Annotated in this window: 11 protein-coding genes and 2 pseudogenes; 8 read left to right on the forward strand and 5 right to left on the reverse strand. The window is 42.3% G+C overall.

Annotated elements, in window-relative coordinates:
* Nucleotides 1-9 precede the first annotated feature (9 nt).
* The 6 genes and pseudogenes from modB to murI all read left to right on the forward strand — a co-directional run.
* Nucleotides 10-1,752 (forward strand): annotated as a pseudogene (modB, locus tag MAE_RS24140) (molybdate ABC transporter permease subunit); the annotation flags it as partial.
* A 118-nt stretch (nt 1,753-1,870) separates the two neighbouring features.
* Nucleotides 1,871-2,323, forward strand: a complete 453-nt coding sequence (locus MAE_RS24145) for a hypothetical protein (RefSeq protein WP_002796283.1) — start codon at nt 1,871-1,873, stop codon at nt 2,321-2,323.
* Between the two features lie 272 nt (nt 2,324-2,595).
* Nucleotides 2,596-2,871 (forward strand): annotated as a pseudogene (locus MAE_RS24150) (zinc ribbon domain-containing protein); the annotation flags it as partial.
* A 278-nt stretch (nt 2,872-3,149) separates the two neighbouring features.
* Nucleotides 3,150-4,538: a cation:proton antiporter gene (locus MAE_RS24155; RefSeq protein WP_012267848.1), complete on the forward strand. Its 1,389-nt coding sequence runs from the start codon at nt 3,150-3,152 to the stop codon at nt 4,536-4,538.
* 421 nt (nt 4,539-4,959) lie between these two features.
* Nucleotides 4,960-6,858 (forward strand): N-acetylmuramoyl-L-alanine amidase, encoded by a 1,899-nt coding sequence (locus tag MAE_RS24160; RefSeq protein ID WP_012267849.1) that lies wholly within the window; start codon nt 4,960-4,962, stop codon nt 6,856-6,858.
* A gap of 100 nt (nt 6,859-6,958) precedes the next feature.
* Nucleotides 6,959-7,810: a glutamate racemase gene (gene murI, locus MAE_RS24165; protein WP_012267850.1), complete on the forward strand. Its 852-nt coding sequence runs from the start codon at nt 6,959-6,961 to the stop codon at nt 7,808-7,810.
* An 818-nt stretch (nt 7,811-8,628) separates the two neighbouring features.
* Here murI and MAE_RS24170 read toward each other — a convergent pair.
* Entirely contained in the window at nt 8,629-10,287 is a 1,659-nt protein-coding gene (locus MAE_RS24170) for an IS1634 family transposase (protein ID WP_012266922.1), read from the reverse strand.
* 179 nt (nt 10,288-10,466) lie between these two features.
* Between MAE_RS24170 and MAE_RS33640 the strand changes: the two genes are divergently transcribed.
* Nucleotides 10,467-10,625, forward strand: coding sequence for a hypothetical protein (locus MAE_RS33640; RefSeq protein WP_012267852.1), 159 nt, complete (start codon nt 10,467-10,469; stop codon nt 10,623-10,625).
* A gap of 469 nt (nt 10,626-11,094) precedes the next feature.
* Here the strand turns inward: MAE_RS33640 and MAE_RS24175 are convergent, their stop codons facing one another.
* Nucleotides 11,095-12,165, reverse strand: a complete 1,071-nt coding sequence (locus tag MAE_RS24175; protein ID WP_012265278.1) for an IS630-like element ISMae27 family transposase — start codon at nt 12,163-12,165, stop codon at nt 11,095-11,097.
* Nucleotides 12,166-12,563: 398 nt separating this feature from the next.
* On the opposite strand from MAE_RS24175, the gene MAE_RS24180 reads away from it, so the two are divergent.
* Nucleotides 12,564-13,502 carry a glycosyltransferase gene (locus MAE_RS24180; RefSeq protein WP_012267853.1) on the forward strand — a complete coding sequence of 313 codons (939 nt, stop codon included), beginning with the start codon at nt 12,564-12,566 and terminating at the stop codon, nt 13,500-13,502.
* Nucleotides 13,503-13,574: 72 nt separating this feature from the next.
* Here MAE_RS24180 and MAE_RS24185 read toward each other — a convergent pair whose 3' ends face one another.
* The 3 genes from MAE_RS24185 to MAE_RS24195 all read right to left on the reverse strand — a co-directional run bounded on the left by MAE_RS24185 (nt 13,575) and on the right by MAE_RS24195 (nt 16,407).
* Nucleotides 13,575-14,498 (reverse strand): glycosyltransferase, encoded by a 924-nt coding sequence (locus tag MAE_RS24185; protein WP_012267854.1) that lies wholly within the window; start codon nt 14,496-14,498, stop codon nt 13,575-13,577.
* A gap of 77 nt (nt 14,499-14,575) precedes the next feature.
* Entirely contained in the window at nt 14,576-15,289 is a 714-nt protein-coding gene (locus MAE_RS24190) for a nucleotidyltransferase family protein (protein ID WP_012267855.1), read from the reverse strand.
* A gap of 92 nt (nt 15,290-15,381) precedes the next feature.
* Entirely contained in the window at nt 15,382-16,407 is a 1,026-nt protein-coding gene (locus MAE_RS24195) for a dehydrogenase (RefSeq protein ID WP_012267856.1), read from the reverse strand.

Consider the following 16,407-nt stretch of genomic DNA (forward strand, 5'->3'; position numbering starts at 1 on the left):
TAAGTCCCATTAGGCTATCGCGGACGGTGGAAATCCCTAATCGAGGGAGTTTTCGTCGCACCCTTAATCTTGCCCCCGACGGTGCTAGGCTTCATTTTACTGCTCCTATTCGGCAAAAACGGACCCTTAGGACAGTTATTAGACTTATTCAATTTTCGCATCGTTTTTACTTGGTATGCCGCCATCATCACCGCGACGGTGGTGGCTTTTCCCCTGATGTACAAAACCACCCTAGGGGCTTTTGAACAGGTGGATGCCAACATCCTACAGGTTGCCCGCACCCTAGGGGCATCGGAAGGGAAAATATTCTGGCGCGTACTTTTGCCCCTCTCCTTCCCCGGGGTATTAGCGGGATTAACCCTAGCTTTTGCCCGCGCTTTGGGGGAATTTGGGGCGACTTTGATGTTAGCGGGTAATATTCCGGGGCAAACTCAAACTATCCCGATGGCGATTTTCTTCGCTGTGGAAGCAGGAGCGATGACTGAGGCTTGGATATGGGTGTTTATTATCATATTAATCTCCCTATCGGGGATTATCGCCGTTAATCTCTGGCAAAGTCAACGCAAACAGCAATTAGGACGACCGGGAGAAAGCAAACCTAACGAGATGGAGGACTGGCTGCCACCCTGGGAGGGTCGCGATTTTGCCCTTTTAGAAGCTGAAAATCAGCATTATAGGGATAAAATAGGCTTATTTGTCGATATAGAGAAATCTTTACCCGGTTTTAACCTCTCGGTAACTTTTAACTGCCAAAATCAGCCCCTAGGACTATTAGGGGCTTCGGGGTCGGGAAAAAGCCTGATTTTGCGATCGCTGGCTGGTGTGGAAACGCCCTCAAGGGGTCGTATTGTCTTAAATGGGCGCATTCTCTTCGATTCCGAAAAGGGAATTAATCTCCCCAGTCGTCAGCGTCGTATCGGTTTTGTGGTGCAGAATTATGCCCTTTTTCCCCATCTCACCGTGGCAGAAAATATCGCTTTTAGTCTCCCCAAAAACTTATCTAAAAAAGTTATTAAACAGCAGATTGCCAACCAATTAGAATTAGTGCAGTTACCCGGCATGGAAAACCGTTATCCCCATCAATTATCGGGGGGACAACAACAACGGGTCGCCATCGCTCGCGCTTTAGCTAGTCGTCCGGAAGCTTTATTATTAGATGAGCCTTTTTCTGCCCTTGATACCCATCTACGCGCTCAATTAGAACGTCAGATGATCAAAACTTTAAGTAATTACGATGGCGTGACAATTTTTGTTACCCACAATATGGATGAAGCCTATCGAATATGTGAGAATTTATTAGTTATGGAAAAAGGTCGGGCAATTGCTAATAATTCTAAACAGAAAATTTTTGAGCGACCAGATAGCGTTAGTTTGGCCAAGATTACGGGCTGTAAGAATTTTTCCCGTGCTATTATCATTAATAATCAACAATTGGAAGCCATTGATTGGGATGTTAAATTACACACCATCCCCGGAATTCCCGACTATTTAGCTCATACGGGAATTCGCGCCCATCAAATTATTTTTGGTCGAGATTTAGGAGATATTAATACTTTTCCCTGTTGGTTAGCTAATGCCATTGAAGGACCCCATCGAGTGACTCTCTATCTGAAACTTAATCAACCCTCCAACCACGACCGAGATTTTCATATCCAAGCAGAGTTATATAAGGATAAATGGTTAGAAATTAAGGAGCAAGCTTTGCCTTGGACTGTTACTTTATCTCCCCAGCGTTTATTATTATTAAAGTAATGGGTTAATTTTTATCAAGTGCTGACAGATATAGAGCTTCTAAAATCCCAGACCATCCCGTTAAATACCCGCTCGTGTCCTTGGTTAGTAAAAATGTTCTATCTGGAGTTATAAAATCATGGCTAAAAAGGAATCTTGTGATTGGATAATGCGAGTGGATTTACACTTACCCACTCCTGATGAAATGCTGGATGAAATGTTAGAAATAGCAGCAGCAATTGCGTGGGTTAATTACCGAGTGGAGGGGCCAGGTTGTCTGTGGCTGATGGTCAATTCCTGCTGTGAACCTAAATTTATGTATCTGCCAGATATCAAGTTAAGACGAATTGCCGAAAGAGCGCATCCAGAGGTGGATATTTACGATCCAATTAACGAACTCCTGCTGTTAGTTAGTCCCAATTGGGAAATATTTTCAGGGGAATTAGTGGGAGATAATGAAACACATTTTTATTACCGAATTAACGTCAAAAAACGAGTAGGAAAATCCTGTGAAGATTGCTGGGAGGTTTGGGGAGAAAAGTTAGGAGAAGTTGGTCGAGAAGGAATGGTAAAAGTAGTGGAAGATGTCTAAAGTGTCGATTGAGTAATTGATTGCTCACCACAGAGACCCAGAGGATACAGAGTTTTTTAAGTAATTTTTCTGATTAATGAAATAGTGTTATATTGGTAGTTAGGATATGGGAAAAAGGCAAGGAAGCGGTTCGGATTTTGTGCTGTCCTTTGGGTGCGGGGTAAAAAATTAGAAGAAAAAGCTCGCAACCCCCTCAGAGGTATTTTAGAGGGCTACATTCCGCACTTCAGAAGGAGGTTCAAGTTATTGAAATAGTTTCAAAAGCCAACAAAAAAACTCAGTTGTATGGTGCGGAGTTAATCGTAGCTGATAGATGGTTCCCCAGTAGCAAAATCTGTTCCAATTGTGGATACAAAAAAGAGTCTCTATCTTTATCCGAAAGAGTTTTTGATTGTGAACAATGCTCTTTTGTTTGTGATAGAGACTTGAACGCTAGTCTCAATCTAGCTTCTTTGGCGGTGAGTTCCACCGTGTCAGCCTGGGGAGTAGATAGTGCCGACACTGCTACCTTGAAGCAGGAAATTAGCTTCAAATTTGCTCATGAGTAGATTTGAGTAAGTTTAATAGAGTTCTTGCATAATTAATTTTTGAGAGGGCAAAAATGAGAAAAATAAGCATAAAATTGCATAAAATAACCAAAGAGAGCATTTAATTGATTAATGCTCATTCTTAATTCTCCTGACTACTGACTACTGGCTCCTGACTCCTCACCTAAAGGAAGATTTTTGATTTTTGCAAGAGGTCTAATAGAACGGCAAACTTTGAGCAGGGATGATTGAATAGGCCGCAAGCTTGTTAGAGTATTGAGAGTAATTTTGAGCGAGCGATGATACTACAGCCTTTTCTTTCTTCCGCTTGGAGTTTTAACATTTCCCTGTTAGCCTCGGCAGCTACAGCCGAAACTGCCGATAGTGCCTTAGTTTTAGCCTGCGTGCTGCTGAGTTTGACCGTTATTTATTTCGCCTGTAAACTGGGGGGAGAAATATGCGTCCGATTCAACTTGCCCCCCGTGTTAGGAGAATTAGTCGGTGGCGTGATTATCGGGGTTTCTGCCCTAAAATTACTGGTTTTTCCGGAAGGAGGGGCGGGATTCGAGGATTCTCTCCTCATTCATTTCCTACAATCCACTTCTCCCCTCACCCCGGAGGAATCTCCCGCCGTTTTTAGTGCTGCCAGTGAGGTGATTTCCGTCCTCTCGGAATTGGGGGTAATTATCCTGCTGTTCGAGATTGGTTTAGAGTCAGACTTGCAGGAATTAATTCGCGTCGGTCCACAGGCAGCTGCTGTCGCAGTGGTAGGGGTTGCGGTTCCCTTTTTGGTGGGTACTTTGGGTTTAATCTATATCTTTCATCTGGCCACCATTCCCGCTATTTTTGCCGGGGCAGCTTTAACCGCTACCAGTATCGGCATTACCGCCAAGGTTTTAGCAGAAATAGGGCAGTTATCGGCGAAAGAAGGTCAAATTATCATCGGGGCTGCGGTTCTCGATGATATTCTCGGTATTATCGTCCTCGCTGTCGTTGCTTCTTTGGTGAAGACTGGAGAAGTGCAAATTAGCAAAGTAATTTATCTAGTTATTAGTTCTAGCGCTTTTGTAATCGGGGCGATCCTGATCGGTCGTTTTTTAAGCCCCTTTTACGTTCAATTAGTTAATAGCATGAAAACTAGGGGACAATTGCTCTTAGTTTCCCTGATTTTCGCCTTTATTCTTGCTTATATTGCCCAAGTTATCCAATTAGAAGCGATTCTCGGTTCCTTTGCGGCAGGCCTGGTTCTAGGGGAAACGGAAAAGCGATCGGAATTGGCAGAACAAGTGTTCCCGATCGCCGATTTATTTGTACCGATATTTTTCGTCTGTGTGGGGGCAAAAACCGATTTAAGTGTCCTTAATCCCGCTATTCCCAGGAATCGAGAAGGATTAGTCTTGGCCGCTTTCCTAATTGTCGTCGCTATTTTGGGTAAAGTGGTGACGGGGTTAGCCGTTTTCAGCAAGGAAAAACTCAATCGCTTGGCGATCGGAGTTGGCATGATTCCCCGGGGTGAAGTGGGTTTAGTCTTTGCCGGAGTCGGGGCTGCTAGTGGCGCTTTATCCCCCGCTGCCGATGCGGCCATTATTATGATGGTGATCTTGACTACCTTTATCGCTCCGCCCCTGTTAAGGTTAGTATTTAAAGAACCTACCGCCAGCCCTCAATCAGTGAGCAGTGAGCAGTGACCAGTGACCAGTGGCAGTGTTAAGTTACCAGTAGCAGTGTTAAGTGGCACTAACAGTGCCGTCTTTTCATTGATAACAAGGGCCGAATCTAAATCCTAATTTGTTAAGCTAAAAGCTTTGATGGACTTAGTTTCTAACCTTATTTTTAGGTAGGAGAATTGCCAGATTCTTTTTTGGAGCCTCTTGCCTATTACCTTCAGAAGCTGATAACTGATGACTGATAACTGATGACTGATAACTGATAACTGATAACTGATAACTGATCAGAAACATAGCAGACCATGCCAACGTCCCATAAGCTTGTTTTTATTGATAGTCATTCTCAGAGCATTAACGGAGCTATGGATGGCCAAAAATCGACAAAATTGTCCATTTTTACCGAAAAAAGGTAATTGATAACTGAGCAACGGGAGCATCGATCGTGAGATTTCATTGGTTATTCCTAAGCGCATTAACTTGGTTGCTGGTGGCAGCCCCTGCTTGGGCAGGCAAGCTCGTCTTTTGGCGATTCGACACCAATGAGAATCGTCTGGTGTTCACCACCGACAATCGAGTGCAACCGCGAGCGCAAATGATCACTAACCCCACCAGGATCGTGATCGATCTGCCCGGGATCAAGTTAGGGCAACCCAATATTAACCGGCCTATTGGCAATATCGTCAGAAGTGTCCGTATTGGTCAATTTGATGCGGAAACTACCCGTTTAGTGATTGAATTGGCCCCAGGCTACACCTTTGATCCTCAACAGGTAAAAATTCGCGGAATTTCGCCCACCCAATGGACAGTGGAATTGCCAGAACCCCAACCAATTAGGGAGGAAACGCAACCACCCGTCACCCCTGACCCCACACCTCCCCCCGATCGCGGTTCCACCCGTCCCACTCCCCCACCTCCAGTTAGCCAGACGGACAACAACGATGATTTTCAGGTAACTCGCAATGGTCTTTTTGTCCGTTTAGAGCAAAATGGTGATGAGCGATCGATCCGCAGTCAACGCAGCCGGGACGGCAAAAAAATCGAATTTGAATTACCCGGGGCCACTTTACCCAGTAGTCTCACCGGTCAAACTATCCCCGTCAATCGCTATGGGGTCGGCGATATTCAATTCAGTCAGACTGCCAATCAACGGGCTAAGATTTCCCTAAGTGTTAATAAAGATAGTCCCGATTGGCAAGCTCTCTATAGTCGTTTTGGTGGTTTGGTTTTACTGCCTAGGGGTGGTCTGGGTTCCGTGGATAATATCTCCTCTCCCCCCCCCACTAGCGCCACTAATCCCAATCCTCGCCCCAACAATCCCCCCCCGAAAACTGCCAATAATCCCCCTTCGAGCAATCGTTTGGCCACGATCTCCTCGATCGATCTGGCGGGTAATAACGATCGCCTCTTAATTCGCGCGGATTTACCCCTGAAAGCTAACGGCATTGTTAACCGGGATGGTGTCTATGAACTACGCATCGAAAATGCTAAGTTAGCCGAGTCTTTTCGCGGTCCGCGCTTCGGCCGCTATAGTCCTATCTATCAATTGCGGGTACGTCAGGAAAGCGCCAATAAGGTGCTGATTTTGGTACAGACGGCCGTGGGTTTTCAACTGGGACAATTAACTCAATCGGACAGTCAAACCCTAGCCCTAGAATTGCTTTCCTCCCGCAATTCTAGCCCCCTTTCTCAGGTTCCTGACTCCACTACTATCCCTGTTCCTTTACCCCCCAATACGGGGCAATTTAACCCACCGCCGCGCCCTTCTAACCCCACTCCTAATCCCCCCCAACAACGCAATAGCCGCTTTCTAGTGGTGATCGATCCGGGCCACGGTGGTAAGGATCCGGGGGCGATCGGAATTGGTGGCCTTCAGGAAAAAAACGTAATTCTGCCCATTTCCCTAGAAGTTACCCGCATTCTGCAACAACAGGGCATCGATGTGCGTCTCACCAGAGATAGTGATTTTTTTGTCACCCTGCAAGGTCGCACGGATCTGGCTAACCGGATCGATGCCGATCTATTTGTCAGTATCCACGCTAACTCTATGGGTAAAGCACGACCGGATGTCAATGGCCTAGAGGTGTATTACTTCGGTGATCGCCGTTTGTCGGATACCATCCATCGCAATATTGTCCGCAGTGTCGATATGCGCGATCGGGGGGTGCGTCGGGCCCGTTTCTATGTGCTGAGAACCTCCAGAATGCCCTCTACCCTCGTGGAAGTGGGTTTCGTTACCGGCGCTGAGGATGCTGCTAAATTAGCCAATGTCAACTTTCAACGACAAATGGCGGCGGCGATCGCTGGGGGGATTATTGAATATATTCAACGAAATCTCCGTTAATGATTAAATGATTGGAGCATTAGTTTACTGATCAAAAAATCCGTGTTTTAATATCATCAAATAAAGCTATTTTAGATCAGCGTTTTCCTCGATATTATCTATGAGAGAATCACAACTTAGTCCGATTGGTGTGTTTGATAGTGGCGTGGGTGGACTGACCGTTTTAAGGGAGTTGTATCGACAACTTCCCCAAGAATCGATTCTCTATTTCGCTGATACCGCTAGACTTCCCTACGGAACCCGTTCTAAAGGGGAAATTATCGAATTTGTCCTGGAAATTCTCACTTGGATGAGCGAGCGCCGGGTGAAAATGGTGATTATGGCTTGTAATACCAGTTCCGCCTTGGCTTTAGAAGAAGTACAGGCCGAATTTAAAGATTTACCAATTTTGGGGGTAATTTTACCCGGGGCAAAAACTGCCGTGCAAAAAGGAAAGCGCATTGGGGTGATTTCTACTCCCGCTACGGCTAAAAGTAATGCCTATAAACAAGCGATTCAAGAAATCGATCCTACTGCCCAAGTTTGGCAAATTCCCTGTCCTGAATTTGTCCCTTTGATCGAGGCTAACCGCATTTTTGACCCCTACACCACACAAGTGGCTAGGGAATATCTTCAGCCTTTACTAGCAGAAAATATTGATACTCTGGTCTATGGTTGTACCCATTATCGCCATCTTTCCCCGGTTTTACGTCGTCTTTTACCTAGTTCCGTGCGGTTGGTAGATCCCGCCGCTTCCGTTGTCCGAGCGGCGGAAAAAGAACTAGAATTATTAGGTCTAAAAAATCCCGAAACACCCCTACCTACTAACTTCGCAGTTAGCGGTGATCCTGACACTTTTGCTCGTTTATCTCGTCAATGGCTCGGTTTTTCTCCCAGGGTAGAAAAGGTTTATTTGCAATGTCGGGTGAAGACCCTCGGTTTTACCGATGGGATGAAACAAAGGCCAGTATAGAACAGCGAACCACAGCTAAAAATAATTGTCTAGTCTCAAGAGCGAAATCTCGAATGACTTCTGACATTGTTAATGGCATTCTAGTTGCGTATTCCGAAGTGCGCTTGCTCTTCTTTTGGGGTCATTAGCCTTGGCAGTCTTTTTTCCTTTAAAGGTCTGGAAGTACTCACGAAAAATAGCTACCATATAAGTATAGCGGCTAGGGTAAACAACCGCTTGAAAAACCCCTGTAGTCTAATCACTACGCTATCTGCACCTTGACAATCAAAGATATGGGGTTCTACCTAGGGTTTGCGGCAAAAAGTTTTTCCTGGGGGCAGGGTGTGGGGTGTGGGGTGTAGGGTGTAGGGTTTTACCGATTTTGAGGTAGTCAGTTACCTAATTTTCAGGGAAAAAGTCCAGGAATTTTACCCCCGATCCCTCCAATGGTCGGCACTTTTTGAGGGAAAAAAAGTCTAAAAGCCTTATCCAACAAAGTTTTTAGATTTATTCAGCAAGCCCTACCTAATGTTCTAGTTTCTACCTGTAGGTAGGTAAAATCTTTGCAGGAACTAGACAAAGCAGTATTTGAACCCACATTCCGCACCCTAAGTGTCACAACGTCTCAAAAGAGGAAGGGGCGTGAGTCAAAATACTTATCTAGAGGAGTGAGTTGGCGGCAAGCTGCCGGCAACTAAGCCGAAAATTTCAGAGTTCCCCCGGTCATTCTCAATAAACAGTGCTTGTTGAGAATGACTAGGCAATCAGACTTAACATCTAGGGGGAGATGTTCCAGTTGCTCGCTTTGTTTTGTCACCCCTTGAAGTCAATCCATCTGGTCAAGATAAGAGATAATATTCCTGGCAAGGTTTGGGAAAAAATCTCAAAATGTTGCGCCTCTCATCCGTTAAGTTGCTAATCTTTTGATTGTCTTGAATACGGACGAGATGAATCCCTTGAAAGCACTGAAATATCCAGCGTAACGTCGGTCGGTCAGTTAACTTACCCAACGGATTTTTCAGTCCCGTCTCCTGCTGTTTTAAACTTAAACGAAGTTGTCTTTGACCAATAGTATAAACCAGCAGGCACAAGCCCATGAGCATGGCCATGACCTCGATTCTATGGGGAGATTTGAGAAAGACACTGTGGGCAAAAAAGCAGGGGTCTTTGAGAAAAGAAAATCCTCTTTCCGGAGCTTGTTGCCCTTTATATTTTTTGAGTATATCCTCACTGCTTAATCGTTGTTTCTCCAAATCGTTAGTTGCTAAAACGAATCGTCCTGCTCGTTTCTTTAGCCTCTCAATGGCGGTCAAATTCAACTCTAATTTGGCTTGAACTTGATAGCTTTGAGAGGGTAAATCGTCTTTTGATTTGAGTTTTGACCCCTGGGACTCAGGCGGAATGAGATTGACTTTAATCTCCGTTAACTGATGAGATTTTAAGGAGTCAGATAATCCTTTGGCTATCGCCAACGCCACCGCTCTATTCTCAAATTCTCTTCGGGATAGTTGCCGGATTTTTTCTTGGGCAGAATTCTTTTCCTGCTCGATTTTTTTCTCTAATTTTTTCAAGTCTGATTCTTGTCTAGCTTGACTTTCAACTAGCAACCATCTTTGTTCTATCCCCCCATAGTTAGAGATGGTTTCCCGCCAGGAATAACCCGGTATTTCTGAATCGGTTAACTCTTTTTCTGAGATGCTATCAACCAACTCTTGAGCCTCTTTAATGCTTAATGGTACTCGAGACAACCAACGCATTTCTTTCATTAGTTTTAAATTCTCTTTGCTATAGAGGGCGCTATCGCCGACTATTAAACTGTCAAAGTCAACTTGTTTTTTAAATTCTCGGGCGATTTGACCAAAAACCGCTTTGTCCGCTTCATTTCCGTCCCCTACTTTCAGGAATAAAGGTACATCTCCATCCCCACTTACGATTAAGTCAATCATAAATTGTTTTAAGTCAGGTCTTCGGTCGCGGGAGTATCCGTAGGTAATTTTTATTGGCTGTTGTCTGGTTTCAATTTCTTCTCCCACTGCTCCTGATTTCAGGATTTCTACTGTTGGGTATTCCTTTTTATATTCTCCTTCTACTGATAGAGAAGTCGAATCTAAATGGGAGTTCTCGGTTGCTACACCAAATTTTTTCACGGCGGCTAAACTGATGAGTAGGAAAATACCCGAAACATCCAGTTGATAAAGTTTGTCCATTACTCGACCAATTTTATCATCATTCAAGTGCTTGGGTTCGATGCCCTCTCCCAGCAGATGTTCGGTTGCTTTATCTTCAAAAAATTGAGGAAATAAATACAAGGCTCGGGAGACAAATCCCAATCCATTCAGGATAATTGCTTTCACTACTTGCCCCGCTGTGACAATTTCTCCTCGCTCAATTGAGACTTGTTCGTTGATAATTTCAACGATTCCTATTTCATCGATAATTCCGGCTACTAATCCCAGATGGTCTAGATTTTTGACTTCAATTTCTGTTGATTGATTCATGGTCGAACAGTCCACTCGCCTCAGTTTTCCAACAATTCCTATTTTTTCATAATTAGGGGTCTCAAGACCCCCCTAGCGGCCACCGAGAAAACCTTCACCAGCTAGGTATTTTTACTCAAGTCTCTGGAGGGGGACAGCTTACACCATTTTTCTTTATTCGCGTCACAACGAACACCGGCTTGGCAAGCATTCGAGCGTGGATGTCTGTCATGGATTTAGAAATTTGGTATTATGTGACAGTTGAGGGTGCGGAATGTGGGTTTGAAGCTAACACTTCAATTAAAGCAAATTTTGTAGAAATACAACTAGGGTGGGGCGCACCCAAAGTTAACGCTTGAGGAGAGAACCACCTCTGGGTTGAGAATCGCAAGGTAAGCTTAGACGCACTTACATTGCACTTTAATATCCTGGAACGCCTTGTAGATAGGGATACGAGTAGGAAACTTAAATGCGTCTAAGCTTACTTAGTCTAAGTGGACTCGGTGAATCAAGAATCCCTCCCATGAGCGCGACGGGAGCGTCAATTGCCTGTCCCCGTTTTATAGCCGTCAGCCTTTTTCAGGGAGCAGTAATCAGTGAGCAGTAATCAGTGAAAAGACAGTAGGAAACTGCTATTTACAGCCTTTCTCGTCAAGGTGAAGCACAGACACTAATACCTGCTCATCAACTTCAGCAAATCCTAGATAAAACGTTTACATGGCAAGTATATAAGCCCACCGCTAGGAAAGGAAGGCTAGAGTGAGTGGTTGGAGGATAATATTTGTCTATTAATTGCCCTTCTACAGCCAATTGAGTCATACCATTTTTCTAAATTCCTGACAGACATAGAGCTTCTAAAATCCAAGACCATCCCGTCAAATACCCGATCGTGTCATTGGATAGAGAATTTAAAAGATGGTAAAGTTTACTTCTTAAGTTATCAAGGGAGTTAAAATTGCCCCAGGCCAATAGGTTTTTCAAATATAGCCAAACTCTCTCAATTGGATTTACTTCTGGACAATAGGGAGGTTGATAAAATAGGATAATATTATCAGGTATTTCTAGGTCGGTCGCCGTATGTGCGGGAGCATTATCTAATTGAATAATATGTAATTCCTCAGAAAAAGCTTGAGAAAAAAGCGTTAAATATTGATTAAAACATTCCCCATCTAAATGAGAAAATTCATAGAAAAAACTGCTACCTGTTCGAGGTTCTATTAAACCATAGAGCCAGAGATATTGAAAATTATACTGAAAATTACCAAGGGGCTTTATGCCTTTAATTGTTATTTTATCTCTGACAATGGTATGACAGCCGAAGCGACTTTCATCTTGACACCAGAAGCGGACTTTTAAATATTGACTAACTTTTTCAGATTCCTTTTCTAGTAAAGCTTGTAGCTGTTCAGATAGATTATTTTGGAATATTTTTACTTCTCCTGGTAATTGTTTTAAATTTTGAGGTCGAGCCACTTTTAATTTAGCTTGTAATTCATTTCTTACGAGACGGTAAACAGTTATATAACTGGTGGGTATTTCTAAAATAATTGATACCCAAAAATGAATTTCTTTATAACTTTGAAATCCTTCTGGGTCTTTTAATTCATTCTGAATTAGAGCGGCTTCTTCCACTGAAATCTTTTTGGGTCTTCCCAGTTTTTCTGGTTCTGACAAGAGATTTTCTATCCCTCCTTCTCGATAACAACTTAACCAGCGATGAATAGTTCTTTCTGAGCGTCCTATTAACACGGCGAGATGACGAACCGTTTCTACCTCCTTAATTTTTAGTAGATACAGGGATTGTACTTTAGCAAAGTTTAAAGAGGTTACTTGTTGCTTCAACAAGGATTTTAAGTCTTCTACTGACTCAGCAACATTAATATTAGGGACTCCACTCATTGCCTTTTTACCACACAAACTATACCTTTACCAAGTATGACATACTTTTTGAAAAATGGTATCAAGTAGAAAAAGAGGAATGGAAAAAGGGTAGTCATGTAAATGCTGATTTAGTGGGGGAAATTTGGCACGATTTTATATTAGTTAATATTTGCCCTTATGCTTGCTATCTAAGCTTATCAGACTACCAATACTTCGGATTTTGGGCATGATTAATTTCTCAAGGATAAAAAACCTAGAAATCAGTTTTTAGGATGGGAAACAAGTTGAATATCGATTTTACTTCTCTTGAATTCCCACTCTTGACCTCTCAGCCTTCTGATCTTCCAGAAATTTTCCTTGTTGCCGGAGAACTATGATACAATGGCATCAAAAAATAGAGGAAAAATTTTTTTATCATGGACAAGGTGTCAACACCAAGCCTATCAATTGTTATTCCGACCCGAGAAGGATTCGCTGACCACTGGTTTAATGCGCTGACCGAGGTCAAGGGAGAAGTAGAATTTATCTTGGTTCATCCACCAGGAGCACCTAAGTATCCCACGTCCGACCCCAGGGTACAGCAAATAGTCAGTCCCTTGCGGGGAGAAATTATTCAACGTGCCACAGGTTTGATGAATGCTACCGCTCCCTATACATTGACAATTAATTGTGATGAGTATATCAATCCCGACATTTCAGAAATTAGCCGTCAATACTTTTCCCGATTTCCTGATAGTTGGGTCATGAGACTTAGCCGGAAAGATGTTGAATTTGGTAAAAAAGAAATTCTAGAAGCTCCTTGGCTCTCACCAAAACCCATCGAAAAACTAGAAGTTTGTGGTAGGTCTCAAGGTAACTCTAAGCTATACGAACAAGGCAACTACCTATTAGAAATTCCCATTACTCCTATCGATAATAAATTTGATGTAATGTGTATTTTTAGAGGAAGAAGAGATCATCGAGGTCCCCATACAGAGAATTTTGACAAGAAGGTTTGGAAAACTTCTATAGTACAGGAAACCCTAGAGGATCTGGTGGGTTTAATGCCTTTTATTGGTCCGCTTAAGTATATTCCCTTTTGGTGTCTTGATCGAGTTTTAGGACTAGCTATACAAGCGAAGTTTTTTGAGCAAGGAAAAGGCAAGATTATTGGTCATCTCTTACCTCTGCCAGAACAAATTCGTATTGAAAATAATCCACCTGAATATATACGATTTAATCGTTATGGGGTACTTTCTGAACTTTACTTAATCAGACGTTTTCCCCAATACGGATATATGTGGAATCTAGTTATTCCCGATATCCTAAATGTGCCGCGACTCTTTATTCGTTCTCGCTTGGGTAAAGAAGTATAGAATATCAGTCTATCTTTAATCTGTCAAGGAAGTAAGTATTAAGACTTGCTTCCTATTTTTTAGCTGTTAACTTTAATTTAGCTTTTTAAATATTTGCCTAATTTTAATTTTCACACCGTTGTAAAATTCTTCAAAAAATAGATTCCAAAAGTAGCCATACTGGGGAAATTGTTTGACTAACAACATCTCGACTAATACTAACAATCGCACTGTTTTTAAGGAATAAGGCCTAACAATATATCTAATTTGACCGGGTTCGGGCATCCAATGACCAATACAAGCACCTGTTTGAAAAAATTTAGCTTGAATATATAGTCCGATTGCCCTATCTAATCCCCACAGAGGCAACCAAGTCAAAAGTTCTGCCATTCTTGTGCCTTGAAACATTTCTGTGAGAGCTTCTTTAACTGCTGGACTTTTCCAAATTGTATTATTAAAAGGTTCCACATGACTTCCATGAATGTCTTTTCTCTTAGCGTAGGGCCAGAGAGCAACTTTTATATCAAAATGATTTTCTAGAGGAGCAATGGGAACTTCTACCAAATCCTGATAGGAATCCTCTCTTTTTCTTGCAATCCTAAGTTGCTCAAGAGAGGGCAATTGCTGCCAAGGTCTTTTAATTTTTTCTTCATCTAAGTAGTCTATTTTTTCTTTAAACAAACGCAGCATCCAACTCTGAGGAAATTTCTCAAAGTATTCAAGAGTTAGGGATACAACATCCGGATGCACGAAGTCATCATCATCTAAAGCCAGTATATACTGACCAGTGGCGTTCATTAAACCGAAGGCTCTTTGAGGTGTTTCTCCTTTGTAGAGACTGTATAAAATTTTTACTCGTGGGTCAGCTATGAAGGCCGCAGTTGTGCCGGGAGGATAAACTAAGATAAATTCTACATTTCCCTGCACGGATAAAAGTTGTTGTAACCAATATTCGGAAAAATTTCCGATGGTCGGGCTAACAATAGATAATATCGGTTGATTGAAACTAGCAAGCATCTCTGGTGAATTTATTTAGAAATAATTTGACGATACAAACATAAATTTGCTGAACTTAGGTGACTACCAAGACTCTCTCAAAAGTATCCTTTTGAGATGAGAGAGGGTAATTCTTTTTGACTTTTTTCGTAATCTTGGGGGATGCCTATGTCAATAAAATATTCGTCAGAAATAAAGCCATACATAGGAATTTTCTCGGTATAAACTTTTAGAAAGTCTTCCTCAAAAGAAAATTTTGATGGCAGATCAAAGCCAGACAATATTTTTTTCTCTACACAATATATGCCGCCATTAATATAGCCCTTATCTTGATATTTTTTGGATTCAAACCCGATAATTTTTTGATCATCGTCTAGCATAACATTATTATAACGCTCGAATTCAGTTAGTGGCTTCAGAGCAACAGTCATCAGGGATTTTTTTTGATTATGTAAATTAATTAAGGCGGATAAATTGACATTAAACAAGGTATCTCCGTTAACAATTAATGCTTGTTCGGTTTGAATTTTATTTAGTGCCAACTGGATCGCTCCTCCAGTTCCCAAGGGTGTATCTTCTATCAGATAAGTCAGTTCGTATTCCTTGTAATTATCGCCAAAATGATCGATAATTTTCTGATGTTCATAGCCCACAGAAACTAAAAATTTGTTGGTAACTTTTTGAGAGATTAAGTAATCTAATAGATATTCTAAAAAAGGTCTGTCGGCAACGGGAGCCATAGGTTTTGGTAAACTGTTGATGACTGATCGCAACCTGGTTCCTAACCCACCTGCCAGAATAATTACGTCCATAGATACACCTCAAAAATCTGAATTATTGCCAATCTTTTAAAAACTATTTGTAGGCTTATAGGGATAATCCTCCCCCGTCGATCCTTTGCTTGCTATAATGTCCATGCTTGGGTTCCGTATTTGGTAAAGTGAAAATTAATCACTTGGCCTCCTGCTGCTTTCAAAGCTTTAGTTACTTCGATTTTCTTGGTAGGATCGACCATAAAGATAATAAAACCACCGCCACCGGCTCCCGATATTTTACCTGAATAGGCCCCGGTTTCCCTAGCTACCTGATAAATGCGATCAATTTGCGGATTACTAATTAATTTGGATAATTTCTTTTTCGCTTCCCAAGAAGTTCTCAGAATTTCTGCTATGCCCATAAAATCTGATTTAAGCAGTGCTTCTTTAAAGAGAATTGCCTCTTTTTTGAGTTGATGGGTAGCAGCGATAGCCTGCTCATTTTTTTCTTGGACATTCTGAATTTGATCCTCAATTACTTGAGATGAGTAGCGAGAAATGCCTGTATAGTAGAGTATCAGAGAAACTTCCAATTCATTGATCACCCAATTTTTAATTCGCAAAGGATTAACTATGACTCGATCTTGTTCATAAAATTCCATAAAATTAAAACCGCCAAAAGTGGCAGCGTACTGATCCTGTTTGCCCCCTAACCAGCCGAGGTCAATTCGTTCGATCTCGTAGGCTAAATGAGCGATATCATACTCACCTAGGGGTAATTTTAACAGTTCCACAAAGGCTTTAACTATGGCCACGGCTAGGGTAGAAGAAGAACCCAATCCCGAACCGGCTGGCGCATCGGAAAAAGTGGTGATTTGCAGCGGCAAAGGTTGCCCTTGATTAAAGTCTTTAATCAAACGATTATAGACCGCTTTATGCAGATCGAGAACGCCGTTATAAGGTAGAGGAAACTGGAGGGTTTCTATTTGTTGTTCTCCTCGATCAGCGGCAACAAAAATGACTTGTTTGTCAGTAATTTCCGTGACTGTACAGTAGGCATAGAGATCGATAGTAGCGTTGAGAACGTAACCCCCATAAAGACTACAGTAAGGCTCGACATCGGTGCCGCCACCACCTAAACCTAATCTTAAAGGAGCTTTGGTTCTGATGATCAT

The organism is Microcystis aeruginosa NIES-843 (genome assembly GCF_000010625.1).
Classification (GTDB): domain Bacteria; phylum Cyanobacteriota; class Cyanobacteriia; order Cyanobacteriales; family Microcystaceae; genus Microcystis; species Microcystis aeruginosa.

Excerpts from the sequence above, each read along its gene's own strand:
- MAE_RS24190 (WP_012267855.1), bottom strand. The coding sequence starts at position 15,289 with ATGGACGTAATTATTCTGGCAGGTGGGTTAGGAACCAGGTTGCGATCA.
- MAE_RS24195 (WP_012267856.1), bottom strand. The coding sequence starts at position 16,407 with ATGATCATCAGAACCAAAGCTCCTTTAAGATTAGGTTTAGGTGGTGGC.
- MAE_RS24185 (WP_012267854.1), bottom strand. The coding sequence starts at position 14,498 with ATGCTTGCTAGTTTCAATCAACCGATATTATCTATTGTTAGCCCGACC.
- MAE_RS24180 (WP_012267853.1), top strand. The coding sequence starts at position 12,564 with ATGGACAAGGTGTCAACACCAAGCCTATCAATTGTTATTCCGACCCGA.
- MAE_RS24155 (WP_012267848.1), top strand. The coding sequence starts at position 3,150 with ATGATACTACAGCCTTTTCTTTCTTCCGCTTGGAGTTTTAACATTTCC.
- MAE_RS24145 (WP_002796283.1), top strand. The coding sequence starts at position 1,871 with ATGGCTAAAAAGGAATCTTGTGATTGGATAATGCGAGTGGATTTACAC.
- murI (WP_012267850.1), top strand. The coding sequence starts at position 6,959 with ATGAGAGAATCACAACTTAGTCCGATTGGTGTGTTTGATAGTGGCGTG.
- MAE_RS24175 (WP_012265278.1), bottom strand. The coding sequence starts at position 12,165 with ATGAGTGGAGTCCCTAATATTAATGTTGCTGAGTCAGTAGAAGACTTA.
- MAE_RS24170 (WP_012266922.1), bottom strand. The coding sequence starts at position 10,287 with ATGAATCAATCAACAGAAATTGAAGTCAAAAATCTAGACCATCTGGGA.